The organism is Bradyrhizobium sp. UFLA05-89, assembly GCF_059803475.1.
The window spans coordinates 62,605-88,717 of sequence record NZ_JBANBA010000028.1; the positions used below are offsets into that span (position 1 = coordinate 62,605).

Genomic DNA, 26,113 nt, shown 5'->3' on the forward strand with positions numbered 1-26,113 from the left:
ACGGTCATCGCACATACTCGCGGCGGAGGGACGTCACATTAGCCGTCGCCGGAACCGGTGCGAGGTCTTTTGGACGAATGCGCCGGCCTTCGCGGGTGAACATGAGCACGCGATCGGGCTGGACGCCGAGGTTGAGCGTTTGGCCAATCGCGACGTGAGGCGCACGCTCCGCCAGGAGTCTTGCGATCACCGGCTCGGCCACGCTAGGGATGTCGAGGTGGACATACAGGTCGGAGCCCATGTGCTCGATCAGTTTGACCGTCCCCGTTAGGGAGCCGGGACCAGATCGCTCCGCCAGGTGGAACGCCTCCGAACGGATGCCGAGTGCTACCTCAGCGCCAGCATCCCGATCCAGGTCGACCGCGAACGTCGAGCCGGCAGCATCGACCAGACCCCGCTCACGCACGACGCCATCGAGCATGTTGATCTTCGGCGAGCCGATGAACTCTGCCACGCGCTTATCGGCCGGGTCGGCATAGATCTGCCGTGGGGGCGCCACCTGCAGTAGCTCTCCCTCCAGCATGACCGCGACTCGGTCCGAAAGCGTCATCGCTTCCGCCTGATCATGGGTGACATAGATAAAAGTCACTCCTAGCCGCTTGTGCAGTTCCTTGATTTCAGCCCGCATTTGGACTCTGAGCTTGGCGTCGAGGTTCGATAGCGGCTCATCCATCAGAAACACGGCCGGATGGCGCACCATTGCCCGCCCGACGGCGACACGCTGCCGCTGACCACCCGACAACTGCCCGGGCTTCCTGTCGAGGAGATGTCCGATTCCGAGCGCGTCGGCTGTCCGCGTCACCTCGGCTGCGATATCTGCGTTGGCTCGCTTCGTGCCTGGCAAAAGCCTGCCCAGTACTGGCAGCCGCTGCCACGCCGAAAGCCGCCTCATTCTCAATGGCAGACCCATATTGTCCGCCACGGTCATGTGCGGATAGAGCGCGTAGGACTGGAACACCATCGCGACCTCCCGCCGCTTCGGCCGCACCCCATCCACTACACGCCCGCCAATCGCCACCGACCCGCCGTCCTGAACTTCCAGCCCCGCGAGGATACGCAACAGCGTGGACTTCCCGCACCCCGATGGCCCCAAGAGGGTCAGAAACTCACCCTTCGCAACCTCGAGCGAGACGTCGCGGAGAATTGGTGTCGCGCCAAAGCTCTTGGCAACGTGATTCATTGCGACGCCTATCATCGCTGGACCGCCTTTTTGGTCGGCTCTGCATTGAGAGTAACAAGCAGAGGCTGATGATCTGAAGCGTCGACGTCGGCAAGAACCTTGGCTGAGATTATTCGCCCAGCAAGATCCGCCGATGTGAAGCAGTAGTCGATGCGTTCACCAATCTTGCCGGAAAAGTCGTTGTAATAAGTGGCGCCAGGATCATGATCCTCGCGGAAGGGCGCAGTAGTTGGCGCATCCCGATTGGCGACGAACCACGCATCGGTAAAGCCTTGCGCCGGCCTCGCCATACCGGTCTGGATCATTAGGTACTCGTCGCTACCGGGACGAATGTTGAGATCGCCCAGTAGGATCGCCATTTCCGGTATCGAGTTCAAGCGCGGCTCCTCAAACCACGTGTCATCATCGTGACATCCCGAAATGGGAGGCCCCTCTTCGATCGACGTTTGGTGGATTTCCACTAGACGCCGAACCTGCGCCTTGCTGTCGCTGGATAGAACATGGGTAGCATAGACTCGAATATCACTGAACGGCGCCGCCACGACCGCCTCAAGCACGCCGCATTGCAGCCCAAGTCGTGCCGGCTGTGCAGATTTCGGCAACGTGTGTCGCTTGATACTGAGTATCGGAAATCGAGAAAGAAGAAGATTACCGAACTGGCGGCGCGTCGTCATCGTCTTGAATAAATCGATGTTCGGATTCCACGCACTGAAGTGGTGAGGAAGTTCTCGCTTCAGAAATTCCAGCTGGGATACATTCCCTGATCTCTCCCAGAAATTGTCGACCTCCTGCAGGGCTACGATGTCTGCTTGCGCGACGACCTCTGCTATCCGGCTGACATTCACTTTCCGGTCGCGGCCAATGGCTGAATGGATATTGAATGTCATCAGGTCAATAGACTCCACTATTTCAACTCCAGGGCGATAGACTGAGCAGGCGGGCTGGGGCGCCCCTTGTCGACGAACGCATTCACTTGCGGAGCAGCGCCTTCACGTCTTTCGTCATTGCTGCCAGCGCGTCCTGAGGCTGCGCTTGGTTTAGCATCAAGGTACGCAGATGATCATTGATCACCGTCGTGAGTTTCATAGAATTGTCTCCTGGAAATGACTCGAACCGAGTGAGGATCGGGACCTGCTTGACTGCTGTTAGATAGTTTGGATGCTCTTTGTAGTAACTTCCAAGCAAAGCTGGATTCTCAACGGCTTGAGTATTCATCGGGATATAGCCAGACTTCATGGCAACAATCGTCTGACCAAACGGGCCCGAGGCGAACTTGATATACTCCCAGGCAGCTCGCTGCTTGGCAGGATCCTTAGTCAGGATCATGGCACAATTGCCGCCAGCTGGAAGGCGCGCGTTCGGTGCGGTCATGGGGAACGCTCCGGTGCCGATCTGAAAATTGCCTGCGGCCTGCTGTTCAAACTGCGGCAAGAGGCTACTGGTTGAGATCAATATTCCTAGCCCACCCGCGGAAAATGTCTGCCACGCTTGACTACGCGACATGTCTACCTGGCCGGCCTCACGAAAATCCGCCAATAAGCGAAGCGCCCGCCGCCCGGCTTCATTGTCGAAGCCAACCTCTCCATCGGCAGTCATCATCTGACCGCCAAAACTCGCCAGAAGCGCTTGGAAAGTCCAATTCCCGGTGGTGGCGTAGTCAAAGAAGGCACCGATTTTGGGTCGGCTTACGGCCTTGATATCGCGAGCGAGTGCGAGGATTCCATTCCAATCGGAAGGAAGCGCGAGAGGGTCATGACCAGCTTTGGCGACCAAGTCCAGGTTGTAAAAGACGATCGGCACCGAAGTCGCGAATGGCAACCCGTATGGCTTGCCATTCAAAGCGCACATCTCCAGCACAGCGGGCACATATCCTTCGACTGCCCAATTGGCATCAGCCGAGATGAATCTGTCGAGGGGAACGACGACACCGCGTTCGATAGTGAGGCGAGCTCGGTTATAACCTTGAAAGACCACGTCGGGCAAATCACCGGCGATCGCTCCGCGTAGAAGATTCTGGGTGAGAACATCATAGTCCGGCTGCGCAGGATCTGAACGGAAGCGGGCCGTGCTGTGACCGGCCAGGAAGCTCTCATTCAAGGCCTGGTAAAGATCAACCGGCGTGGTGTGCAGGAGCCGAAGTGAAGTGTCTTCAGCCGAGGCCGGCCTACACACCGCCACACAAATAGCGGCAGCAGCGACAATGTGCGTTAAGAGCATTCTCATTTGATGAGCCCCTTCATGTTTTCGCTACTCGCCTCTGCGAATGCCGACCGGAACGATCGGTTACGCTCGTACAATGACGGGAGGATAAAGCAATCCAGATCTCAGCGTCCGTTGTCCGTCAAGCTGGATTGACATTGGATCCCACCGATGACGTCGCATTCGATGACATGTCGGATACAGCTTCGCCTATCTCGATGGGTTAAACGAAACGGATCATCCGGCGGCGTTCCTGAAGGCCGTCGCCGTGCCTGGCTATCAGGTGCCGTTCGGCAGCCGCGAGACGCAATGCCGTCCGGCTGGGCACTGGTCGCCTCCGGGTTATGGCGACCATCCCCGGCCGGGAGGACCGGCTGAAGGTGATTGACCAGAGCGCCGATGACTCTACTAATGCGGTTTTCACACTGCGGTTCTTCGCCGAGTTCGCCGCGACTGAGCGCACCGGCAAGACGACCATCATTCGCCCCCCCGCCACACCTTCTCCAGCAGCGTATCGCTCGCAGCTTGGTCGCCGACCTCAATGAGCCGACAGCCTCGCTCGATGCCGCGAACCGCCAGAGCGGTCATCGAGTTGATCAACGAGGACAAGACACCGGGCTGCCATCGTCCGCATTTGCCCATTCGCAAGCGTCGGCGCAGTAACTGCTGCTACGCGATCTACTACACGTCGGCGCCGGCACACCCCTGGTCGCAGCGAGAACTTGCCCCGGGCGCGACGCGTTTGATGGAGGCCGGCCCGCGGCTCCCCGCTGAACTCGCTGCACGCTTGACTCGTCGCACGCTGACCACGCGGCGCACCGCTACGGCTGGTGACGACACGCCGATGCCGGTGCTCGATCCCGGTTGACATGGCAACCGCATCTGCCAGTTCTGCGCGCATGCCATGGATGACCGGCCCTGGCGCGGGCCCCTCGGTGCCTGCGGTTGTGTACGTGTTCGCCAATCGCCAATGGTCGCGGCACGGAGGAGATCGCCGGACAATTGATAGGCTTTTCCCGCGTTCTGCAAGTAGAAGGCCGCCTACAAGGCGCCGTGTCGAGGTTGACCGCAACACAGCCGAGCGTTCCATGCGCAGATTGCCATAGGAAGACCAGCTCATTGTTCAGCGGCAGCGAGGGTGGCGCCGAGAATTGGGCGATCCTAACTTCACTCGTGAGCACGGCAAAACTCCATGAACTCGACCCGCAGGCCTACCTGACCGATGTGCTGGCGTGCATCGTGTCCAGGCGAACCGAGAGCCATCAGCTGCACTAGCTGCTCGCCTGGAACTGGAAGGCGCCATCGCATCGCACAGCCTGCTGCATGAACGCGCGTCGCCATAAAGTAGCATCGTCGTTGGCGTCAGCCGCGATGCCGCTTTCGGAGCTTGGGCGATGGCTCCAGGCTCGCGTCCATCGCCATCCTGCCGCCACCGGCATCCTATGCTCGACGTATGCCGCCGCGATCGTCGCCGGACCGGCGTCGATGAGCCCGCTCGACTGGATCTGCCCGCTGCTCGCGATCGACGCCGACGCTCTCAGCCATAGTGGCAAGCCGGAGTTCGCCGCGATATCGGTCGCCGCGCTGGACCGCAACGAGATCAGCAACACCCTCTCGACCGTACCCGATCGGTTCGAACCGATGCACCAGCGCGAAGTTTGGCGATATCGATCCTTCCGGGCTTCTTCCGTGATGCAGCTCAGACCGTCGGCGTGTGCGCTGTTGCTGGACGCCGGCAACGTCAATCAACGGCCTGCTGCTGCCCATCCTGCTCCACAGTCGCGACGATCAGAGCCGTCCGCTGCTCGAGTCACCGCAAGGCGCCTGTAACGCCCACGCCCAGTGGCCGTCGAGGTCTTGCGCCAATATTGGACACGCGCATGCTGATCACCGCGGACGTGGGAGCTCATTTCGGTTACTAGTACCCACTTTCCTTGGAAAGTGAGTCATGATTCAACATCGGGATGATACCCGAAGCAAGAGAAGTCCACCTTTCGAGGAAAGATCGCGAGGTGCTTGAAGCTTGTTGCCGGTCCCCGGTGACATTGCAGCGCGATTTGAAGCGAGCGCGGATTATTCTCTTGGCGGCGGCTGGGCGTAGCACCCGATCGATCGCCAAGGAAGTTGGGGTCCAGCCGCGAATCGTCAGCCTTTGGCGGCATCGCTTTGTCGACCTTGGCCTTGAAGGACTGCAAAGCAAACCGCGCCCCGGCAAGCAGCCGATCTATACAAGGTCGACCGACAAACGGATTCTGAAGTTGCTCGATAAACCGCCGCCTGCGGGGTTTGCGCGCTGGACCGGGCCTCTGCTGGCCGGGGAACTTGGCGATGTTGATGTCCAATATGTCTGGCGGTTCTTGCGCAGCCACAAGATTGATCTCGCGGCCCGCAAGTCCTGGTGCGAGAGCAACGATCCGCATTTTACGGCCAAAGCCGCCGATGTGGTTGGCCTCTATGTCGCCCCGCCCGAGAAGGCCATTGTACTATGCGTGGACGAAAAGCCTTCAATCCAGGCTTTGGAGCGAGCGCAGGGCTATCTAAAGTTACCCAACGGCCGAGCCCTGACCGGCCAGAGCCACGACTACAAGCGGCACGGCACGACCACGCTGTTTGCGGCGCTGGAAGTCGCCACCGGAAAGATTATCGCGACGCATTCGAAACGCCGTCGCCGCGTCGAGTTTCTCGACTTCATGAACAGCATCACCGCAGCCTTTCCGAACCGCCAGCTTCACGTCATCCTCGATAATCTCAACACCCACCAGAAGAACGAGGATTGGCTCAAGGCACATCCCAAGGTGAAATTTCATTTCTCGCCGACAAGCGCGTCCTGGCTCAACCAGGTCGAGGTATGGTTCTCGATCTTACAGGAACAGTCGCTCAGCGGCGCTTCCTTCACGACCCTCAAACAGCTTGAGCAGCATATCGATGCCTATGTCGAAGCATATAACCTCAGAGCTGAGCCCTTCGTCTGGACCAAGAAAAAGGTCCGTCAACGCCGCTTCAAAGACCGCCGTATCACTGAGCTATGATTCCGGGTACTAGCTACACGCGTCGCCGCAACAAGAGTTATCCGGATTCTATACAGCTGGGCACAATCAACAGGTGCGATTATGGACAGAACCTGTCACTCCTCAGCAGCACCTGCTGGCGCGATTGCCGAGGCAAGCGACGCGTCAACTACCAACGCTGGTCGTTGAGCTGCATGATGGAGGCATGGGAAGTATTGCGAATGGCCATAACCATAGGTCAGAGCAACGGTTCGAAATGCAACATGAATCACGATCGGTTCTCACTAACGGAGCTAATCCATCGCTAAACCAACTCCCTTCCGAGATGTTGCCGCCTGTAATCTGTCATGGAGAGGACTCTAGCATGAGAGCCTCGCGCATGCGGTTCAGGGGCTCAGGCCATTGGCCTCTCTTATCTAACGATAGTGCTGCTCGCTAGCAGAACGAGGACCTGAACGGAAATAGTATAAGCACCAATACTCGCAAGAAGGCCGTCGTCTTCGCCGCCGGCTCCCGCCTGCGTCCGTTGACTAATCTACGTCCGGCGCCACTGGTCGATTCCGATCCTTCACAACGCCTTCAACCGAGAAGCCGTCGGCGTGCAAGAGGTGACGATCGTCAATATACATGTAGCAAGCGCTTTGGCCAGCTCGAAATCAACTATATCGAGTCATTCGTCTTCGACTGTACTAACGCATTTTACAAGAGAACACGTCTTGGCTCCTGCAATACAAGCTGCCGACTAATGGAGGCGTCATAATGCTAAAATACCTTCGCGATCCAGCGAACGCCATCACTATGGGTGGTCTTCTTTTTTCTTCGGCCAGCTTTTTTCTCGCTGTCGCCGGGCACCTCGATCTGGCAGTGGCGGCGGCGCTTTGGGCTGTTTTGTCAGATCACCTCGATGGGATCGTCGCAGCTCGCACACAGAACCGCGACCCCGATGTCGCAAAAATTGGAAAGAGCCTCGACGGCTTTGGCGACATTATCTACGGGGCCGTTTTGCCGGCAGCAATCGTGATTCAACTTAGTCAGGCGTCTCCACTTGCGCTAGTGGTTGCAACCGCTCTACTCTTAGCTGGCGCAATCAGGCTCAGTTACTTCGCAAATTTCGGCAGATTATCCGACGGTTGTTTCCTTGGGCTTCCCCTATCATACGACATACCAATAATGGCCGTCGCTTTTGTGATCCGACCGCTGCTCCCGACCGAGCTATTCGTACCATTTACCCTCAGCATTTTTCTTGGACTCGCGGGATTGCACGTTGCGTCTATTCGTGTGCCATCACCGAACATGGCGATGTACGCTGCAATTATTATATTCAATGTCGTAGCATCGACGCTACTAGCATTAAGAGCTCTGAATTAGACCACGTCGTCCCCACTTGCGTTCCATGACAACGGAAGCCTCTCGTTACGGACCGCATGAAAGACCAAGAGTTCAGGTGAAAATGATGAGCACAGCCCCTGGCAAGAAGACATGCGCAAACTCATCGAGACAAACTTTTTACGGTCGCATGCCAGTAAACCACGAATAACTCGAACCCTGCTTCTTCAACGATCTTGGAAGAGATCACTCCACCGGAACAAGAGAAACGGATGATTCTTGACCCCCATTCCGATCTCTCGAGAGACGTGTTCGTAGGTGAATTTAGATGTCTGCAGCAGAATTTGCATATCTAAGCGGCGAAATCGTTGCGTGGAATGAGGCCAAAGTACACGTGTTTGCGCCCGTGTCGAAGTATGGCATAGGTGTCTTCGAAGGCATACGTGGATACTGGAACGAAGAGATAGAGCAATTATATCTCTTTCGGATCGCTGATCACCTTGAAAGGTACTCCTTCTCGCAAAAGGCGATGCGATTCGACCAAGGGCCATCCAGAGAGGAGTTGGCCGAGGCACTCGTTCGGCTGTGTCGCAAAAATGCATTCCGCACAACCGTGCATATCCGGATGATGGCGTTCATCGACGGAGCTGGCGAGATAGGAGCAACGGGCCCCGTAGGAACTGCGATCACAGCGTTGCCAAGGCAGGCCACTAAACAATCCATCAAAGGCGCTTCAGCTCAGATCAGCTCCTGGGTGCGCATGCCAGATAACGTTATGCCAGCGCGTATCAAATGCAACGCAAATTATCATAACGCACGGTTGGCTGTTATGCAGGCGCAACACGATGGTTATGATGTCGCTTTCCTTCTTAATACACGGGGAAAGCTGGCGGAGGCACCAGCGATGTCCGTATTCCTCGTTCGCGATCGCCAACTGATCACGCCGAGCGGCACCAATGACATATTAGAGTCGATTACGCGGCAGACCGTGATGGAGTTAGCATGCAGACATATTGGACTGCAGATCGTCGAGCGCGACGTCGATCGGACAGAGCTGATCCTTGCCGACGAAGTGTTCTATTGTGGCACTGGTGCCGAAATCATTCCGGTTACATCTATAGACCGCATAGTTGTTGGGAGCGGTCAACCCGGAGCTATCACGCGCGAGTTGGTGGAACTCTACCAGTCGGTCGTCACCGGCAGAAATAAAGAGTACGCCTCTTGGCGGACTCCCGTTTTTTGATGATAGGAGTGCTCACTGGAGCTGTTGACGTATTCGTGCGTTCGGAAAGCAGTTCGCAGATAAAGCTTGCGACTTGTTGCCATAGCGCCATCGCGACCGCGCGGTCACCGACACGGTCGCCTCCTAAAAAAACATATCCTTGACGATGCGTTCCTTCGCCTCTCGCGACCAGGTGCGATAGCTTCGCCCCTGACCGCAAGCCGCTCGGGTGTAGCCGCGACAGCTTCAAAATTCTTAGTGTGCGGCACGTTCACTCACATGAGCTTTTAGCAAATAAAACACCAGGAGATTTTCTGACAATCGGACATCATCCGATAGGTCGTGGGGCATCTACACGCTTCCTCTCAATTAGCACACGCACAGCCTCTTTCACAATCAACGTGCGCTTATCATCCGTTGGCCGATCTCTCAGAAAAATATAGACGTCGACACCGAGAAATTCAGAGCATGTCCGGTTTGGGGGGTGTATGTAATACTGGTTGGGTTGTTGATGTACGTCAGCCCTACACTCGTATAGATTCCTGGTGCAAGATGTGCGGTATACGTTCCCGAGATCGCCTTGCTATCCCAATGCACAAAATTCCCTTTGGCTAAAGCAGCATTCACCGCAAGGTTGCTCCAAACAGTGTCCGTGGCGACAAAAGAAATTTGATCGTCGGGCCGGCTGTCGAAGAGTCCCTTTGCATAGAGACGGAGTTCGGCATACTGAGTAACCTTATTTAGATCGGGCGGAGCGCACATTACCGAGAATCCACCATAGATGCCGCGAGATGCGATACCCTGAGGAGCACTTTGCCAGAGCTGCCTGTCCGCGGCGACATAGTAAAAGCTATTCCCGCTGGTTCTTGGTTGTGTCGGGAACGCCAAGCTTACGTATTTGCTGTCGTTGAACCCGACGCCCGCCCGCAGCCATGTCTGGGCTAATCCGGGAGCAGCGTTGTTCTTGTAACCCGTTTCATCCAGTAAGAGCGTTCCCGAATTGCGTGTACTCCAGTTTAGGCCGGTGGGGTTCTCGGTAATTGACGTAAACACGCCATCCGGACTGGTGGAATGCTGGACTGAAACTTTGGTGTAGAGCCGATCATCAAAATTGTATTTCAAGTTGACACCTGGCGCCGGCATGGAGCCGAGGCTCAGGCCTCCTTGGTATAGAATGTTCGACGAGGGTCCGAACACGTTTGAGCCTGCATTTCCTCCCACAACTGTGCCCGCAAATTCATATATGTTGTTTAGATAACCTGCTTTGAGTTCAAGCTTTCTGTCGAAAAAGGTCTGATAGTATGTGATTTGACTAATTCCCAATCTGTCTGGGCCGCCGGGCTTCCACGTATAATATTGCTGCTCGGCTCCCACGACGATCTGGCCATCGGGAATCCCGTATCGGCTGAGATCGTATGTGACGATCATGTAGGTATAAGTGTTAAACGTCGGATTCTGGCCGTTGTATAATTGATTGGCAATTGTGCTTCTGGCTGCATCGGGGAGAAGATTGTTTGCGAAGCTGTTTACTGTCCAAGCAACATAACCGATTCCGACGTCTGCCAGCGCGGATCTGACGCCACCTTTATCCTGGACTACAGTGTCAGCGGGACCAGGCACACCGAGGACCAATCCTTTCTGACGGAGATTTTCGAATCTTGCAAATGGGTCACCATCCGTGCTGCTCTTCTTTGGTTTGAGCCGGTTCGTAGGCTGCGGTTGCTTCGAGCTACTTGCGAGACTTGCTGCTCCTTTTTCACGCAGCTTATCGACGCTCGCGGCCGAATCGTTCTTTTTTTTGATTTTCGTTTTGGCGACCTCATCCGGGAAGCCGCTCTTGGGATTAGGTATGTTGGCACTTTGTGCGAGTGCCGGGCTGCCAACAAGACACGCTGCTAGGGAGAGTGCGAAAACAAGGCCCCCTTGATATGTTGTCGGTCGAAAGTTGAAGGCAGATTTTCCCGCTATGCTCACCGAATATGGCGGCATCGCCAGATAATCTTCTACGTCTAGGCCAACAACGCTATTCACCTCAACTCGCATGTAACCCCCAAGAACAACTAAACCTTGACATGTGATCCATTGCATAGACTGCAATAGATAACGGACGGGGTCTGTTACGCTCGCATCATGAAGGTGGGATCAAGCGTTCCAGATCTCAGGGGCGGTTGTCTGTTGAGCGGGATTGACACTAAGCGAGCAAATTCCCACCTCGTCGGTGGGGAACAGACCCGTGATGCTCTCGCGAAAAGTCCACCGACTCCCGGACACGCTTCGCACATGCATTGGGCAGATCGCGAGGATCAGGTTGCCTCCGTAGCTCTTATGAATGATCTCGCGGCACGAATGGAGGGAGCGACCGCAATGCCAGTGCGCGACAGGCGGTCATCTTATGGTCCATCCGACCTGATTATTTTAGAACTGACTTCCCGGTTCGCCAAAAAAGCTGATGCAGAATCGCCCTCAAGATTGAACATGAGAGCGCGGCATGCCGCGATACTTTCCCACAGCGCCATCAGCCAGAACTAACTTGCCATGCCGTGCGCATCATCGATTTATCTTTGACGAAGAAGGATCTATGCATGTCTACACGATCTTCCGTAATAGAGCCCGGCGCGTTCGTCGTCAGCCTTACTCCCTTCCAAGCAGATGGTAGTCTTGATGAGCCGCTGATCCGCCGTCATTTTCAGCGTCTCGCATCCTCGGGGATTGGAGTTTATGTAGGTGGAAGCGGGAGCGGGGAAGGCCTGACGCTCAGCCTCGAGGAAACCGCGCGGTTGTACAAGATCGCTGCGGAGGAGTTGAAGGGAAAGGTACCTGTCAGGGCGATGGGCATCGAACCGCGCACCGCCGAGGAGATAGTTTCCCTGGCCCGGTTGGCAGCCGAGGCCGGTTTGGACGCTATGCAAGTCTATTCGCCATTGGCACCGGGCGCAACGCCGGAGGAGTTGGAAGCATACTTCACCGAAACCGTCTCACGGATCGATTTGCCGACTGTGATCTCGATCCATCATGCAGTTGGCTATACAGTTCCGTCGGAAGTAGTCGGTCGGCTAGTGGACCGACACCACAATATCATCGGCGTCAATTGTACCCAAGCCGACATCGACCTTCTAGATAGAGTCGCCTCCCGCGTTGCCGTTCACGTTGCCGATGTTGCGGAAGTCCTGAACAATTTCGGCTTCGGTGGCCACGGGTTCCTGTGCGGAGAAGCGAATATCGTTCCCAGATTGTGCGTCCGCCTCGCTGCGAGTTTCAAGGAAGGCGCTCATAACGAGACATTCCAGTTGGCTAGAACGCTACTGCACATCCGTCGCAAGGTGACGGCCGAGTATGGCGTGAGAGGCATCAAAGCGGCTCTGAATTATCTCGGACTCGGTGGGGGACACTTACGAAGCCCGCGTCTGCCGATCAAGAAAGCCGATGAAGTTCGGTTATTTTTCGACCTCAAGCAGCTCGATATTCCGAGGATAGAATCTCTGAATTCTTAACTGCACATTGCCGCCGGAGATCCAGCGACAGTCCGAAAAGCGGTAACAGACAACATGCCGCTGATCACGGATGAAGAGGCTCTCAATAACAGCCTGCGCCAGTAGCTACCGCGCACCAGCGCGCAGGATACTGGTCGATAGATCATCGATCGCGTCGCTTGGACGAAGCGGAACAATATTGGTAATCTCATCCATGGCGTATCGCTCTCCTTGAGAGATTCTGGCAAGCGCTTCGACACCCGCCTCGATACGCCGCCCATCTCCGGGCGTCATCACCCAGCTTCGCGCATTGGTCGCGGACCCTCTCCTTCAAGGCGCGCTTGCTAGCGTTTCCAGCTATGTCTCGCTTCTACCCGGCGAGTTGATGTCGGTTTGACGGACACCAAGATTGGGTATTTGACGGAGCCGGAGGTGGCAATAGAGAAAAGGCAGTCAGCGATTTCAGGGTCGGAACAGTCAGCTTGGTCAGCGAGCGCGGAGTGTCGGTTGTGCAAGCCAGCGGCGACCTGCACGTGAATGCTCTGTGCACTTCGAAGGAAATCGACGCGCCATATTGCAAGCTGCGCTACCAGGACAGATGCCGGCCTTGAGCAGTGTTCTCCGAGTTTGTCTGTTTGGAAGGACTGTCCCGCCGACGTTAAGAGCCTCAAGAGGCGGACGTGTACAACAATAGGTGGTCGATCAGGTGCGGCCGGCTTTGTCGCGTGTCGAATCAAGGCTTCCCGCGTCATACGATTCGAGACTGACTTCCTTAAGAACGCTCGAACCGCTGGAGAGCCGCCGACCTAGCGCTTCGACAAAGCGATCGTAGCGCTCAGCGCCCTTGGCGCGCGCTGCGGGGCTTGACTGCTCCGGCAATGCCGGAGTTGCTGTCAACCAGAAGCGGATGAACAGGGCAATCGTTTCCAGCGCAACACCGTCATTACGCTCCAGGCGCTCGAGCACCCGCACGATTCGGTCGAGCCGCTTGGCTATCGCCGCTTCCCGCCTTTCGGTCTCGTCGGGAGACAGAAAGGAGGCAATGGCGGCCTCCGCAACCAGCGACTTGGGCTTGTCTTGACGCTTTGCGAAGGTCTCGAGACTGCGAAAGATCTCTCGATCGAGATAGATGCTGAGCTGGGCCTTCTTCATCGCGCCAATCTCAAAGGCCCATCTTATCGTCCGGGTCGAGGCTAACCGAACGTGCCAGCCCCTGCATCGAGCGGTTGAGGGGCGTCGCTTGTGCGGCATCAGCATCGCTGTCATCGAGCCCGGCATCGAATTCGTTATCGGCGTGCCGATCCGTGATCACGACCTCCTCCTGCTGCGGCAGTTCGGGCTCGCGGCGAATGCCGCCATTCCCATCGCGGACGTTGCGCTTTAACGAGGTAAGCAGACCAACCGAAGGCGGGATCGGTATGCGGCCCGACCAATCGTCGGGCTGGGCGACCAAGCCGACTGGAACGCTGCGCGACGGGCCGAGTATCCGGTTTTGGAACTGCGGATCTTCGTAGTAGCGGACCTTATGGGCGCGCACCGGGTGCACGCCGGAAACCATCACAATGGCCTCGCTGGGCGAGAGCTGCATGACTTCTCCGGGTGTGAGCAGCGGACGAGATGTTTCCTGGCGGCTGACCATCAGGTGGCCAAGCCATGGCGAGAGCCGATGCCCGGCATAGTTCTTCATCGCGCGCATTTCGGTTGCGGTTCCGAGCGCGTCCGACACGCGTTTGGCCGTGCGCTCGTCGTTGGTCGAGAAGGCAACGCGGATATGGCAATTGTCGAGGATCGCGTGGTTCGCCCCATAGGCGCGCTCGAGCTGATTCAGACTTTGGGTGATGAGAAAGCTGCGGATGCCATAGCCTGCCATGAACGCGAGCTGACTCTCGAAGAAGTCGAGCCGGCCGAGGGCTGCGAACTCATCGAGCATCAGGAGCAGCTTCTGCCGCCGTCGGTTGGTATCGAGGCTCTCGGTCAGCCGCCGCCCGATCTGATTGAGCACGAGCCGCATCAGGGGCTTTGTCCGGGCGATGTCGGACGGTGGCACCACAAGGTAAAGCGAGATTGGGCGGGGTCCGTCAACGAGATCGCGAATGCACCAGTCGCTGCGCCCCGTGACCTTGGCAACCACGGGGTCGCGGTACAGCCCCAGGAAGCTCATCGTGGTCGACAACACGCCGGAGCGTTCATTTTCGCTCTTATTGAGGAGCTCACGTGCCGCCGAAGCCACGACCGGATGGACCCGCTCTCCCAAATGGGGTGTCGCTAACATTGCGTTCAGGGTCGTTTCGATCGGGCGCAACGGGTCCGACAGGAAGTTGGCAACGCCCGCAAGCGTTTTGTCGGCTTCCGCATACAGGACGTGGAGAATTGCCCCGACCAGCAGGGAATGGCTGGTCTTCTCCCAGTGATTGCGACGCTCGAGCGCCCCTTCGGGATCGACGAGAATGTCGGCGATATTCTGGGCGTCGCGGACCTCGCAATCGCCTCGGCGAATTTCGAGCAGTGGATTATAAGCCGCGCTCGCCGGATTGGTCGGGTCAAAGAGCAGCACTGGCCCAAAACGGGCGCGCCATCCCGAGGTCAGCTGGAAATTCTCGCCCTTGATATCGTGGACGATCGTGGAGTTCGGCCAGGTCAACAGTGTCGGAATGACAAGGCCGACGCCTTTGCCGGACCGTGTCGGGGCAAAGCACAAGACATGCTCGGGTCCATCGTGCCGGAGGTAGCGGCCCTCAAAGCGACCGAGCACGACGCCATCTAGCCCCAGAAGTCTCGCACGGCGAACCTCCCGCGCGTCAGCCCAACGGGACGACCCATATGTCGTCACATGCTGAGCTTCCTTTGCCCTCCACACCGAAAGGAAGATGGCGACGCCGACGGATGCGATCCCGCCGCTTGCGGCGATGCACGCTCCTTTGACGAAGATGACAGGTGCGTATGCGTCGAACTCGAACCACCAAATGAAGAAGGCAGCCGGTTGGTAGACAGGCCAGCCCGCGATCGTGAACCAGGCAGGCCCGAGCTGCGGCTGGAAGGCCAGACGCCAGGCCGTCCATTCGGTGGCCGCCCAGAGGAAGGCGAGCACGACCATTGAGACAAAGAGCAGTTGACCCCAAAGAATCTTCGTCGCGGGCATGGCCAGAATTGATGCGCACCGCGAGGGCACCATTCAACGGCAATCCATTCGAGGTCGCAGTGTCGCGCAGCATGGCGAAGAGATCGGCGGGTCAGAGCGAAAGGTCGCGCTTGCGCCCAAAACTCCAGTCGACCCCTCCGGGACCGGCGATACCGCTGACCTGTTTGCCGAGCTCACGCTCCAGCGACGGTGTCCAGGGCACGAGCTGGAAGCCTAGCCCGTTGTCGATCATGGCAAAGCGACCCGAGGCGAGCGATATCCTTTGGCGGTAAAGCCCGGAAATGGTTTCTCCCGCCTCAGCGGGCAAATGCGCCAGCCCTGTCTCAGAGGCTAGGCGCCGGCCCACGGCATCGAGCTCACGGCTACGCAGAGTGCCTATCAGGTTGCGGCCTAGCGTGACTTTGTCACCATCCCGGCGGGCAAGCCCCTGCTCTACCAGCGCATCGATCCGGCGATCGAGCGCGGACCGAACCTCGGCACCGAATCCGCCGCGCGCGAGATCGACCGGCTCACGAGCGACCAGGCGCCGATCGAGCCAGGTCGCCCCTTCCGAAGCCACCTGCTGGTCGAGATTAAGATCTGAGCGGACCGCAAGCGCGACCCGCTGACGGCCCCTCATATCCTCGAAGCGACGCAATTCGACAATACCGCCAACCGGCCCGTCACCGGCCGCATCGATGTCGGGGAGCCTGAGGTGATGCACACGCCCGTCAATTCCGTCGACGACGGCGAATGCCGATCCCCTAAGCTCATCATCGAGGCCACGGGCGATAAGGCGGCCGATGATGGGCTCGCCATGACGTTCGCCTTCGAGCGCCCAGGAGGATGGCGAACGAGATGCGCCATCCTTTGCGAGTGTCTTGTGCAGCCGCTTGATGATATCGCCGCGTTCCCCAAGCGCACGCAAGCGCAGCTCCAAATCAGGGGCGAGAACCCAGCGCGCGGAGCCGGCGGGCTCAGCGAGCCCCAGCCGCTCGAGCGTCCGCATCCGGCCAATCCGGATCTCGCGCAACGGGTCGGACCCGCCGCCGCGCTCCGGCCGCAGATCAATCACCCCGTCCGTACGTCCCGCTTCCCGGGCAAGCGCGCGGTCGAGCCGGGTCCAGCGCTCGGCCGCCACCTCTGCCTCAAGGCCGCGCCGAACCTCAAGCTCTGATCGGGGACCAAGCTCGCGGGTGACCAGATCACTTGCGCGGGCCCGCAGGCCTTTGCTGATATAATCGCGGCTGATCACAAGGTCGGAACCGTCGTCGGCCCGGCCCCGCACCAGGATGTGAATGTGGGGGTGCTCAGTGTTCCAATGGTCGATGGCGACCCAGTCAAGCCGTGTACCGAGATCGCGTGCGGCCTGGTCCATCAACTCGCGCGTAAAGCTCCGTAAACTTGCGAGTTCGCCGGCGTCATCCGGCGAGACGATGAAGCGGAAATGATGCCGATCGTTCTCACAGCGCTCAGCAAAGGCTCGGCCATCTGCGCCATCTCCGGCAGCATCGAATAGCTCGCCACGCGATCCGTCACGGGTGACGCCGTCACGCCGCAAGTAACCGATATGAGCCCGCAGGCTGCCTGGCGAGCGCATCCGCCGCACGACACGCGCCTTGACCATGGCACTGCGGCCGCGATCTTGCAGGAGCCGGTTGGCCCTAACGGTCGCAGCGCGCCCACGCCCAAACCTGCCGCCACGACTGCCGGCACGACGTGAAAGACCGCCAGCCTTCTGCGCGGCCTGTAAGGCTTGCGCCAGGAAGGGCTTTGTTCGCGGCCCGCGTGTCGAGCCGATTCGGCCTGGGCGAATGCGGAAATCATCGTTACGGGTCATATCGGCCCCCGCAATGTGTGGAAAGCCGAGCCAAAACAGCGTCGTGGCGAAAATGACAAGTTGTGCCGGATCTTCGCAAGGTTTGGAGCGTATCTGAATTCACTGGCAATTCTCACCCAACCGACCGGCCGCACCTTGCGGCTTTTATCCTGCCATCCGCGGTCGGCTAGTCCCTCCTCGCCCCTTAACGCTCTCCAACGCGCGATAAACTTCGACAACACGCGACGAAATGCGACTGCGATCATCGGGCCTCCGCTTCGGTTGATCGCGACACAAAGAGCCCGGTCGCACCCGGTACGAAGGCAGGCATTCCTATGTTCGCAAGGTCGTTTGGAGTGTTCATCGAATGCAGAGCTGATGTCGATCCGGCATTAGCTGACGAGCTGTCCGGGCGGTCATAGAATAATGCTGCCTGCTGCCACGGAAGAATGCGTCGGATGGACAAAGCCGCATGCTCATTCTGCTCAATGCCGATCAATCCTGCGAGCCTGGCAACGTAAACCTGGGTTTCCTGAGGTAGTGGTTGCCCCGTAGCCAGATGCGCCTCGTAGCGCTTTGGACCCGCGTTGTAAGCTGCGAGAAATCCTTGCCGTCCAAACCGGTCGAGCATCTCGCGAAGGTAGGCCGTCCCTCCGAGAATGTTGCCGCGGGGGTCAAAGGGGTCGAGACCGAGGTTGTAGCGAATACTTAGGTCGACCCAAGTCTGGGGCATGATTTGCATCAGGCCCAATGCTCCCCGGGACGATACGGCGTCTACGTTTCCGCTACTCTCGACCTGCACGACGGCACGGATCCAGTGCTCCGGGATCGCAAATCGGTGGGAGGCTTCGGCCATGAAGGCTGTATATGAATTGACATGCAGGGAGCTGAGCGAATGCAAACTAAGCGGCGGGATTGCGGTCTCAGCCCAGCCTTCCGACGGGAATTCGAGGACCAGCAGACCTCCCAAAACCCAAACCGCCATTACGGAGATTGAAACGCAGGCGCTTGCGCTCGCGAAACTGATGGGTAGCGAGTTCGGCCGCTGGGTGCGAGGCCATCGCCAACGAGCATAGCGCACGATCTTCTTAAAAGGTCGGGCCGAGAAGGAGCAAGGGCGCGGCGATCCATCAACCGACGAGACTGCATATCCACGGAGCGGGCCGAACAAGATCAGTCTCCCTTTGTCCATACGGGCAGAGCTTGTCCGATGACGACGGATGCCGGAATCGGGCCGAAATAGCGTCCATCGAACGAGTCCGCCGACTGCCAGTTCATGAGAAAGACTTCGTCTGGCGCTATGAGGCGGCATCCGAGCCAAACCGGCAGCGGACGGCCACGTGCATCGCGATCCCGCGCCTGACCCATATCGATGCCGTCGACGGAAACGACGAGGCCATTTCTGCAGACGGTTTGCCCCGGCAACGCAATGACGCGCTTGAGCATGGGAACACCGGTCGGCAGATAGCCGTTCAAGTCCATGAAGGTGGCAAGCGGCTCGGGCGGGCGAACCGCCGCGAGCTCAGTCACAGTCAATCGTCGCGATGGCTGCAGACGATAGAGGCCGATCGGAACACTTTCTGAAGCATTCCAGATGTACGATGGAGCTGCATCTCTGTCCGAGCACAACGCGAGAGCTGCCGATCCGCAGATCGCTAGAATAATCGTCAGCCGCGCCATCAGAGGCCCCGTCTTCGACGGCGCAGCCAAGCCTGGTGGCGCGCTCGGGTGTAGGTTCGCGGCGCTTCGTTGACAGAGAGGCGGTTGTGAACGTGATGCCAATAGTCTGGCGCAGCATCTGCAGGATTGATCTCAAGTGCCTCAACCGCATCGATCAATTGCAGTGCGCGCTCGACTTTTGTCCATCCTGACAATCGGAGCAGACTTTCTCCGCCGGGGTATACCCAAGGGACAGTTGAATATCGCTGCCGTGGCGCCGCGGCGCGCAGAATGTCGATACGCGACAGAACGGTTCCAAAATCGTTGGACGTCCAGCGCACGAACGCGAAAATGCTACCGACCGCGAATGAAAGAATCCGGCGGTGTTGGTCAATGATCTTTTCCGATACGGGCCGGCCGAACCGAATTCGGTTCTCGATCCGCCCTTTGACCCACAATAGTTCGACAGTTGTGACATCGCTCATTTGACGGCCCCTTTGTTCGGAGACGTCTCTGGTTCGCGCCAACAGACGCGTATCCGCTGGCCCGCGGCTGCAATAACGTTGGCGGCCGCCAAGTGGTTATAGCGAAGCGCAACTAGGCGCGGTCGCGAAACCCTCGCGGCGGCCACCTTGCTGATTGCAGACGAAAACGTCTGATGTGTTAGGAGGAATCGGAGGGATTCAGGGTTAGCAGAGCTAGTGGAGCGGGCAGCGACTACGCAGCAGAGCGTTACCGGCGCTTTCCGTCTCCGATGGCGGCAAGGCCCGGTCCCCAAAGGCACCAGAGTTCTTGTCCCTGATAGCGCGATGCAGCTCTCAGGCCTTGCCTCTGCTCCGAGATGCGCCTGCCTTCGAAACTTTTTTGCAATGGGACGGACCTGAAGTGGCGCGAAGTTCGATCGGTCAACAGCGTCAGTCTCGTGCGTAGTGACAAGCCGATATTGGGGTAGGGTTTGACGACGGACGATCTGGCGCGGGTCGTAAGCAAAGTGCTCGAGGGGGAATAGGCTATTCGGCTTGGCGTGGAGATGAACGAAATCAGCGCGCCAGCCGCCCGTTTGACCGCCATCATGTTTGCGTTTGAGGCGATAGAGACATCGTTCAAATCCGCCAGTCAGATCGAACGGGGCACGGGCGATGATCAATACGGGGGCCTCACTGCGAAGACCCGTGGAGAACCGATCCCGCCCGATGAGATCGATTCCGCAGGCATGACCGTGCATATCTGCCGTCTCCTTCCATTCGTTGATCCCAGAGAAGCGATGGCGTCGGCGCTCGGTTGGCTGGCGCATCGAAATCGTGATGGTTGTCAATTGCAGCCGGTCGTGTGCAGCCTTGCGGCGTTCGAAGTCGCGCACGCTGGCGCCGCGATCTACGAAGGTCGGGATCTCGTATGGGGTAGCTGCCAACAGCCGGGGCGTTGTCGCGCCGGCACCTCGAGTCTCGCCAATCTGCGAACCTGCCCAGATCAAAACGTCCGCACTCCAAATCGGAACCATGCCACGTTCCGACATAGCTTCCGCACGAAACGTGATTGCCCCAGCGCGGAAGTTGATCGGTAAAACCCGTATCGACGTTGACGGCAAGGAGAACGGATATGCCGTCAGGTCTTGCGCATCGTATGGTGAGAGGTCGCCAGGCAATGAGCGCAACAGATCGCGTTGACCGCGCTCAGAGTGACGCCCATGGGCAGAGGATATGCAGTCCGACATGGGTCAGCGCCGCTCCTTGCCTGCATACGGAATCGGCGTCTGCCGTTTTGCGGGCAAGACCGTGCCTATGCCGGGATCGCTGGTTGATTTCTTGGCTCCACGGTCCGCCCAGGCTTTGAGGTCCTCCAGCGCATAAACAACGCGGCCGCCAAGCTTGCGATAGGTCGGCCCTGTGCCATAGGTGCGATGCTTTTCCAGAGTTCGGCCGGACAGGCCGAGAAAGCGTGCCGCTTCAGGGGTGCGCAATAATCGCGGCGGCAAGCCGGCGGTCGGATCGGGCATTTGAGCAGCTCCCGCGCTCGTCTGGAGGATGCGCGCGTTTGATCGCGCGCCGATGAGCATAATGGCGGAGTAGAAGTGCTTAAGGGGATGCCGAAGATGCAGTCATGATTTTCGGCACCCCCGGCTCCGTTCCTGACAGCTGACAGGCAGAGCACTATCCGTCAGCCAACGCACATCAGTTGACAAACGTTGCGCAAAGCGATGGTCCGCCGCTGCATCGTTGGCGCGTCTAGAGGCGCGCTTCCGGACCGTCCGAGGCCGACTCATTTGGGTGGTGCCCGGACACGCGATGGCGTGTGTCCATCGAGGGCGCGCAGCACCATCGTCAAACTCTCGCGGCGCTGGATGAAAATGAAATGGAGGTTCTGGCGGACGGCCCTTGACTGCGCGCCACGGACGATATGAGCGTCTGCGCCGATCTCGAAAGCCGCATCGAGCGCCAGCTTGCCTGAATAAGTGGCATCGAACCGACAGCCTTGTCTCTTTCAGACACAGGAGAGGCTAAGCCGAGGGGACATCGATCCATCGTCTGAATGGTTCGATCAAAACCATTGATTTTGCCAATCTACGAATGGTCGATAATAAAGGTAAGTTTGGAGAGCTCAGATATCGGGATCATCTTCGCCCCAGCTCTGAGACGAATTCTAAGGTCTGCGACGCGTATCGGCTGAGGCGAACCCATGACGACCGTCATCTTCGGCGGACGCGTGAGCGGCATCGTGCCGGCTCGAAGCGAAGGACTTCCTCTGGGTCGCTAAGCGCATATTTCTATAAACCACAGTATGCTTTTCCGAGGCTCCCCACGTTGATATGGATAAACACCGCGCGACTGAACGAAACTTGCGCAGCTGCAGCTTCGCAAGGATTGGTCGCCACCGATTGGGTCCGGGCTGCAGTCTGGTCAAATGGATCGATTTCATGGCAGCCAGATTGCCAAATATGAATAGTCCAGTCATCGAGATCCGATGCGAATGAGATCCATACATGATGCAAATCTGCCCGCCCCCTTAAATCACCGGCATTTTATGTACGCCCTAATCGGACCTGCCGCGCTTGGGTCGTCCGCCGCCTAACCGTGAACGGGCATGCAGCGCAAAAGCCAAGCGCGACTATAATTTCGTCGGACTTTGTCGCGGCAAGTCGAGATCCTTACGGACACGTCATGTGAGGATCGCAATGGTTGAAGCCTACCTGAAGCTGCATTGCTGGTGATGTTTCTCATCGGCCGGAAAAAGGGTTCAGGACGGACGGTGGGTCTGTCCAAGTATAGGATGTTGAATGATGAACCAGGATGTAAACCATTCGCCTGCGGTGTGCTTTCTTCTAGGTCTTCCCCGCTCGGGGACGACGCTGCTGGCGCATCTGCTTCAGCGCCACCCAGATATTTTGGCTCCGCCTGAGCCGTGGCTCATGTTGGCACTTGAGGCCTTCGGTAAAGTGGACCATCGTCACCCGGCCGGCGCATCCCTGGTTCAGACCGCAACCTCGGAGTTCTTGGGGCGAATAGATCGAACGATCGTCACTCGCACTTTTGCCGATGCTGCTTATGGCCGATATTTGGCAGCTGCGGGCAAGCGCACCCTGATAGACAAGACTCCGCGCTATTGGACGGTGCTCGATTTTTTGGATTCCCTCTATCCGGAAGCGCCGCGACTGGTTCTCATGCGTAACCCCTACGCCATCGCGGCGTCGCTGAAAACGACGTGGGGCGTTCCCCTCCTGTCGGCAAGTTATCCGCCTGCGATCGCTTCCTGTGTTGCCGATATCGTCTTGGGCCAACCGACGCCTGCGATCGCATCTTCTCTCGCCGATCTCGTTCTGGGTTTACCTGCGCTTGCAGCGTACCGCAGTCGGCCTCAGACGCAGGTGGTGCAATACGAGGTCCTTGTGGCGCACCCCGACGAGGAAATCCGGCGCGTGCTTGCTGGCCTGGGTTACACCCCAACGGACGTGGCATCGGCACCGATGGAGCAAATGGACTATCTCCGGTCCAGCACTTTCGGGGATCGCAAGATCCTGGAGAAAAAGGCTATCGATGACCGTTCAGTGCGGGCTTGGCAAACCGACCTGGGCATCGAAGAGATGCAGGTCGTGACCGATCTCGTTGGGACGGAGCTTTTGATCGAGCTCGGTTATGAGCAGGACCTCCGGTTCGCCGAACGGGCCGGCGTCGTTGATAAGGGTCCGGAAGTAACCCAAGGCTATCGCCAGTTATTTCGAGCCTGCTGGGATTTTCTCGAGGGCAAGACAGAAGGATCATTTGACATCCGCGCTGACGGCGCCGTATGCGGTAACGGTTCGCAAGCAGAAGAGAAGTCCACGTTGGCTTTCGGTCCCTCGATATTTCAGCAAGCGCAACGTCTGGCCGCCTCCAAGAAAGAGGAGACCTTACAGATCGCAAATTCAATCGCGACACAGTTGAATGAAGCGCTCACAGCTTCGAAGGCCGATTGAGATGCGCCGCCAAAAGGCCGTTCGTGATGGCGTGCCGGCATGATGATGTTGTGCGCCGAGATCGTGAGGCTTGGGGCAGACCTCATCATTTCAGAGGCCAATCGCAGCACAGCCTCAGCTGTCATGCGCAAGCAGCGCGAAAGTGGAGAACTATAAATTGCGGCATTTGAGGCGCGGATGGCCAAAATATCCGGCACAGGTCCGAACGATTGCTCGCTTGCTTTCTTCAAAATGTCCCGATCCCGTGGCGCACACGCCAAACACACGCCGCTCTTCTACAATTGAGCTCGCTGAATTCAGGGAGCGGCAGTGCCATCGTGTGTCCGAAGGCTTGACCTCGGCCGCCCGACCCAATCCAGATCGGCCGTGTGGCGTCAGAGTAGACGTTCGCTTACCCCAAGCTAGATGAACCCCTTCGAGACGTCGCTACAGGTAGCCGACGTCCCTGCAGCACTCTCAAGACTTAAACTCGCAATCCACGAAGGCGCTCAGAGCGTACGTTCTAACGTTGGGAATCGACTTTCAGTATCGGTTTTATTCCTTGCGAGAGGGTGGACGAAGGAATGCGCGATAGCCGCCGCGCATCAGCGCCAAGCCGGCCTGAACCAAGCGGATAACTCGGCTGCGCAGGTCGTGGGTTTTCCAGGCGCGCTCGGAGACCCGTCTTGCACCAAACAACACCTCGGCAACGGCACGGTATGTGGCGCCGTCCATGCGCCCATCGAATGCGCGCAGCGCCAGCGTTAAGCGCTTACGTCGTTGGGCTGATAGGTGATGAAACGGAGGTCCTGGCGGGCGACCATTGATCGCAAGCAAGAACCGATATGCGGCGTGGGCACGGATGTTAAACTCGGCGTCAGGCGGCAGTTCGAATGCATAAGAGGCACCGAACTGCGGGGCCTGTTTCAGCCATAGATGATGTTTGGTTCCGTGAATGCGCAATACAACATGCCAACCGTCCGCTGCCCGTCTGATGCGACGCGATGCAGGATCGGCAAGTGCAAGGCCGGCGGCAAGGATATTCGAGCCGGAAGCGCTCCGAACGATCGGCAGCACCGCCGGCAAGGCCTCCGGCGCCCAGAAGATGGTCTGCTCGTGAAAGGACCCCTGGGGGTCATGAGCGAAAGCAGAGGCCCCATCTCCTCCGAAATTCGGGAGTCACCCGCCCGTGTTTCGAAAACATGTCCCGATAGTCAGCTTGATACTTGGGATTGCGGCGGAGGATTTCCCAAGCGAAATCCGACATCTCGCCGTCTTTGACACTCTGATACGATTCCGGTGAGCGCCAGTCGAATTTAGACACTGCTATGATCTCCCGCCAAAGCAAAATTGCGGCGCAGTGTCTATAAATCCCAGGGTTGTCATGGAAGTCTCTATTTGTGCATCACGTGATGCAGATAGTCGATCACGCCATCAGCGAGAGAAATTCCTTCTCCGCAGCGCGATCCCAGCGACTTTTTTTTGCTATTTGGGAGCGCCGGCGCGAAGCAAATCGCGGTAGCCGCGGTCAGCCATCCATTTCGCGCGCGCCAAATGGCTGTCGAATGCATTGCGAGCGCGCGCTGGCTCGCGATCTGGATCAATATGCAACACGATCCGGGCAACTTCGCTCCAATCGGCGCCATCGGCCTCGGCATCGAGCAGCCGCCAATATGTCACCAGATGCTGCTCGTCATAGGATGTCAGCGCCGCATCTGTGGGCGCCAAGTCCGCGACATCGGGGTTAAGCGGCGTTTGCATGAGAATCCCGCAAAGTATGAGAACAAACGTGTCGGTGGCGACTCGACGCGCGGGGCTTGCTCGCTGAAGGTCGCACTTTAGCTCTATTCCCTGGCTCGGTCCCAACCTGAGAATACATACTATAGGAGTTAAACCTCCTAGTATGTAAAGACGCAACTTGCGCAGATGGACATGCGCAAGTTGGTGGGCCGGATTTTCTTAAAGGAGCGGAAGCGGAAAGGCTTCACGCAGGAGAAATTCGCCGAGGCCTCCGGCTTCACTCAACAATACATCAGCAAGTTGGAGCGTGGTCAGCGCAATCCGACTGTGGTGACGCTGTTCGAGCTCGCAAGCACGCTAGGCATCAGCCACGTCGATCTTGTCTTGCCTGACGAGGAGTTTAGCAAACCGCGTGCCAAGTCAGCAAAGCGAAATCCATGATGCGATCGACGTCGATCGATCCGGTCCCGTTGGCGGCTTTTTTCTCGGCGTCAAAAAGCGCCCCGCCCGAGTAGATCGGGCGGGGCGTAGGTGGAGGTAGATTACTCGCCGGTCTTGCGCGGCCGCGACCAGAGGAGGGTGTAGCCTTCGCTGGCTTCGTCCTCGAACAGGTTCGCGTAGATCGGTGCGTTGAACGAGGGATCATCGAGCTTGAGCGAGAGGTAGTCGCGACCTTCCTCGGAGCGCTTGGACCAGGCCGCCCCGATCTCCGCCCGGCCCACATAGACACGGTGGCTGGGAGCGTTGTCGTTTGAGCGGTTGGCCTCGGCGACGATGCGGACGCCCCTCGCCTGCAGGCTCAGCGTGACGATCTCGCCCTGGAAATCCGAGCCGACCTTCTTGAAAGAACCGATGCTAGCCATGTGACTTCTCGTGCGCCAGGAGTACTGGGTGGGATCCGGTACGCGCATTCAATGCCCCCGCAGGGTGGAAGACCCTGCCC

General features: G+C 58.2%; 25 protein-coding genes and 2 pseudogenes. 11 read left to right on the forward strand and 16 right to left on the reverse strand.

The features are described from left to right. Positions 1–4: 4 nt before the first annotated feature. The 3 genes from SO139_RS17050 to SO139_RS17060 form a co-directional block, all read right to left on the reverse strand. Positions 5–1,195 carry an ABC transporter ATP-binding protein gene (locus SO139_RS17050; RefSeq protein ID WP_498540272.1) on the reverse strand — a complete coding sequence of 397 codons (1,191 nt, stop codon included), beginning with the start codon at positions 1,193–1,195 and terminating at the stop codon, positions 5–7. Then, on the reverse strand, positions 1,192–2,067 hold the full coding sequence (locus tag SO139_RS17055; RefSeq protein WP_498540273.1) for an endonuclease/exonuclease/phosphatase family protein: 876 nt from the start codon (positions 2,065–2,067) through the stop codon (positions 1,192–1,194). Before SO139_RS17055 ends, SO139_RS17050 begins: the two co-directional genes overlap by 4 nt. A gap of 82 nt (positions 2,068–2,149) precedes the next feature. Beyond that, positions 2,150–3,403, reverse strand: coding sequence for an ABC transporter substrate-binding protein (locus tag SO139_RS17060; protein ID WP_498540274.1), 1,254 nt, complete (start codon positions 3,401–3,403; stop codon positions 2,150–2,152). 223 nt (positions 3,404–3,626) lie between these two features. On the opposite strand from SO139_RS17060, the pseudogene SO139_RS17065 reads away from it, so the two are divergent. The 8 genes and pseudogenes from SO139_RS17065 to ilvE form a co-directional block, all read left to right on the forward strand. Continuing rightward, positions 3,627–3,767: pseudogene (locus SO139_RS17065) on the forward strand (alpha-D-ribose 1-methylphosphonate 5-phosphate C-P-lyase PhnJ); the annotation flags it as partial. After that, positions 3,724–3,924, forward strand: coding sequence for an alpha-D-ribose 1-methylphosphonate 5-phosphate C-P-lyase PhnJ (locus tag SO139_RS17070; RefSeq protein ID WP_498540275.1), 201 nt, complete (start codon positions 3,724–3,726; stop codon positions 3,922–3,924). The pseudogene SO139_RS17065 and the gene SO139_RS17070, both read left to right, overlap by 44 nt. Next, a complete protein-coding gene (locus SO139_RS17075; protein WP_498540276.1) occupies positions 3,921–4,247 on the forward strand; it encodes a hypothetical protein in 327 nt (108 codons plus the stop codon). The genes SO139_RS17070 and SO139_RS17075 overlap by 4 nt, the downstream gene beginning before the upstream one ends. A gap of 305 nt (positions 4,248–4,552) precedes the next feature. Continuing rightward, positions 4,553–4,654: a transposase domain-containing protein gene (locus SO139_RS17080; RefSeq protein ID WP_498540296.1), complete on the forward strand. Its 102-nt coding sequence runs from the start codon at positions 4,553–4,555 to the stop codon at positions 4,652–4,654. Positions 4,655–4,864: 210 nt separating this feature from the next. Then, positions 4,865–5,209, forward strand: a complete 345-nt coding sequence (locus tag SO139_RS17085; protein ID WP_498540277.1) for a hypothetical protein — start codon at positions 4,865–4,867, stop codon at positions 5,207–5,209. Positions 5,210–5,343: 134 nt separating this feature from the next. After that, complete coding sequence (locus SO139_RS17090; RefSeq protein WP_498540278.1) at positions 5,344–6,408, forward strand: IS630 family transposase; 1,065 nt, start codon at positions 5,344–5,346, stop codon at positions 6,406–6,408. Between the two features lie 738 nt (positions 6,409–7,146). Further along, positions 7,147–7,755 carry a CDP-alcohol phosphatidyltransferase family protein gene (locus SO139_RS17095; RefSeq protein WP_498540279.1) on the forward strand — a complete coding sequence of 203 codons (609 nt, stop codon included), beginning with the start codon at positions 7,147–7,149 and terminating at the stop codon, positions 7,753–7,755. Between the two features lie 286 nt (positions 7,756–8,041). Further along, positions 8,042–8,956 (forward strand): branched-chain-amino-acid transaminase, encoded by a 915-nt coding sequence (gene ilvE, locus SO139_RS17100; RefSeq protein WP_498540280.1) that lies wholly within the window; start codon positions 8,042–8,044, stop codon positions 8,954–8,956. Between the two features lie 408 nt (positions 8,957–9,364). Here the strand turns inward: ilvE and SO139_RS17105 are convergent, their stop codons facing one another. Beyond that, positions 9,365–10,966 (reverse strand): carbohydrate porin, encoded by a 1,602-nt coding sequence (locus SO139_RS17105; RefSeq protein WP_498540281.1) that lies wholly within the window; start codon positions 10,964–10,966, stop codon positions 9,365–9,367. A 551-nt stretch (positions 10,967–11,517) separates the two neighbouring features. Here SO139_RS17105 and SO139_RS17110 point away from each other — a divergent pair. Further along, a complete protein-coding gene (locus tag SO139_RS17110) occupies positions 11,518–12,426 on the forward strand; it encodes a dihydrodipicolinate synthase family protein (RefSeq protein WP_498540282.1) in 909 nt (302 codons plus the stop codon). A 681-nt stretch (positions 12,427–13,107) separates the two neighbouring features. On the opposite strand, the gene SO139_RS17115 is transcribed toward SO139_RS17110, so the two are convergent. The 8 genes and pseudogenes from SO139_RS17115 to SO139_RS17150 all read right to left on the reverse strand — a co-directional run bounded on the left by SO139_RS17115 (position 13,108) and on the right by SO139_RS17150 (position 20,997). Beyond that, positions 13,108–13,557, reverse strand: a complete 450-nt coding sequence (locus tag SO139_RS17115) for a CopG family transcriptional regulator (protein ID WP_498540283.1) — start codon at positions 13,555–13,557, stop codon at positions 13,108–13,110. Between the two features lie 10 nt (positions 13,558–13,567). After that, a complete protein-coding gene (locus SO139_RS17120; protein ID WP_498540284.1) occupies positions 13,568–15,544 on the reverse strand; it encodes a conjugal transfer protein TraG in 1,977 nt (658 codons plus the stop codon). A gap of 91 nt (positions 15,545–15,635) precedes the next feature. Next, positions 15,636–17,363, reverse strand: a complete 1,728-nt coding sequence (locus SO139_RS17125) for a relaxase/mobilization nuclease domain-containing protein (RefSeq protein WP_498540285.1) — start codon at positions 17,361–17,363, stop codon at positions 15,636–15,638. A gap of 241 nt (positions 17,364–17,604) precedes the next feature. Beyond that, positions 17,605–18,327: a lytic transglycosylase domain-containing protein gene (locus SO139_RS17130; protein ID WP_498540286.1), complete on the reverse strand. Its 723-nt coding sequence runs from the start codon at positions 18,325–18,327 to the stop codon at positions 17,605–17,607. A 188-nt stretch (positions 18,328–18,515) separates the two neighbouring features. Continuing rightward, positions 18,516–19,022 carry a S26 family signal peptidase gene (locus tag SO139_RS17135; protein WP_498540287.1) on the reverse strand — a complete coding sequence of 169 codons (507 nt, stop codon included), beginning with the start codon at positions 19,020–19,022 and terminating at the stop codon, positions 18,516–18,518. Next, a complete protein-coding gene (locus SO139_RS17140; protein ID WP_498540288.1) occupies positions 19,022–19,486 on the reverse strand; it encodes a DUF2840 domain-containing protein in 465 nt (154 codons plus the stop codon). The genes SO139_RS17135 and SO139_RS17140 overlap by 1 nt, the downstream gene beginning before the upstream one ends. A gap of 362 nt (positions 19,487–19,848) precedes the next feature. Beyond that, positions 19,849–20,715 (reverse strand): annotated as a pseudogene (locus tag SO139_RS17145) (replication initiator protein A); the annotation flags it as partial. 3 nt (positions 20,716–20,718) lie between these two features. Further along, complete coding sequence (locus SO139_RS17150) at positions 20,719–20,997, reverse strand: helix-turn-helix transcriptional regulator (RefSeq protein WP_449380348.1); 279 nt, start codon at positions 20,995–20,997, stop codon at positions 20,719–20,721. 1,278 nt (positions 20,998–22,275) lie between these two features. Here SO139_RS17150 and noeE point away from each other — a divergent pair. Further along, positions 22,276–23,451 carry a nodulation protein NoeE gene (gene noeE / locus SO139_RS17155; RefSeq protein WP_498540289.1) on the forward strand — a complete coding sequence of 392 codons (1,176 nt, stop codon included), beginning with the start codon at positions 22,276–22,278 and terminating at the stop codon, positions 23,449–23,451. A 534-nt stretch (positions 23,452–23,985) separates the two neighbouring features. On the opposite strand, the gene SO139_RS17160 is transcribed toward noeE, so the two are convergent. The 3 genes from SO139_RS17160 to SO139_RS17170 form a co-directional block, all read right to left on the reverse strand. Continuing rightward, on the reverse strand, positions 23,986–24,507 hold the full coding sequence (locus tag SO139_RS17160) for a DUF2285 domain-containing protein (protein ID WP_498540297.1): 522 nt from the start codon (positions 24,505–24,507) through the stop codon (positions 23,986–23,988). Between the two features lie 58 nt (positions 24,508–24,565). Continuing rightward, positions 24,566–24,697: a transcriptional regulator domain-containing protein gene (locus SO139_RS17165; RefSeq protein ID WP_449380410.1), complete on the reverse strand. Its 132-nt coding sequence runs from the start codon at positions 24,695–24,697 to the stop codon at positions 24,566–24,568. A 218-nt stretch (positions 24,698–24,915) separates the two neighbouring features. Beyond that, positions 24,916–25,191, reverse strand: a complete 276-nt coding sequence (locus SO139_RS17170; protein WP_449380346.1) for a DNA -binding domain-containing protein — start codon at positions 25,189–25,191, stop codon at positions 24,916–24,918. A 165-nt stretch (positions 25,192–25,356) separates the two neighbouring features. Here SO139_RS17170 and SO139_RS17175 point away from each other — a divergent pair, with 165 nt between their 5' ends. Further along, positions 25,357–25,611 carry a helix-turn-helix domain-containing protein gene (locus SO139_RS17175; RefSeq protein WP_498540290.1) on the forward strand — a complete coding sequence of 85 codons (255 nt, stop codon included), beginning with the start codon at positions 25,357–25,359 and terminating at the stop codon, positions 25,609–25,611. Positions 25,612–25,712: 101 nt separating this feature from the next. On the opposite strand, the gene SO139_RS17180 is transcribed toward SO139_RS17175, so the two are convergent. Further along, positions 25,713–26,033 carry a DUF736 domain-containing protein gene (locus SO139_RS17180; RefSeq protein ID WP_498540291.1) on the reverse strand — a complete coding sequence of 107 codons (321 nt, stop codon included), beginning with the start codon at positions 26,031–26,033 and terminating at the stop codon, positions 25,713–25,715. Between the last annotated feature and the right edge of the window lie 80 nt (positions 26,034–26,113).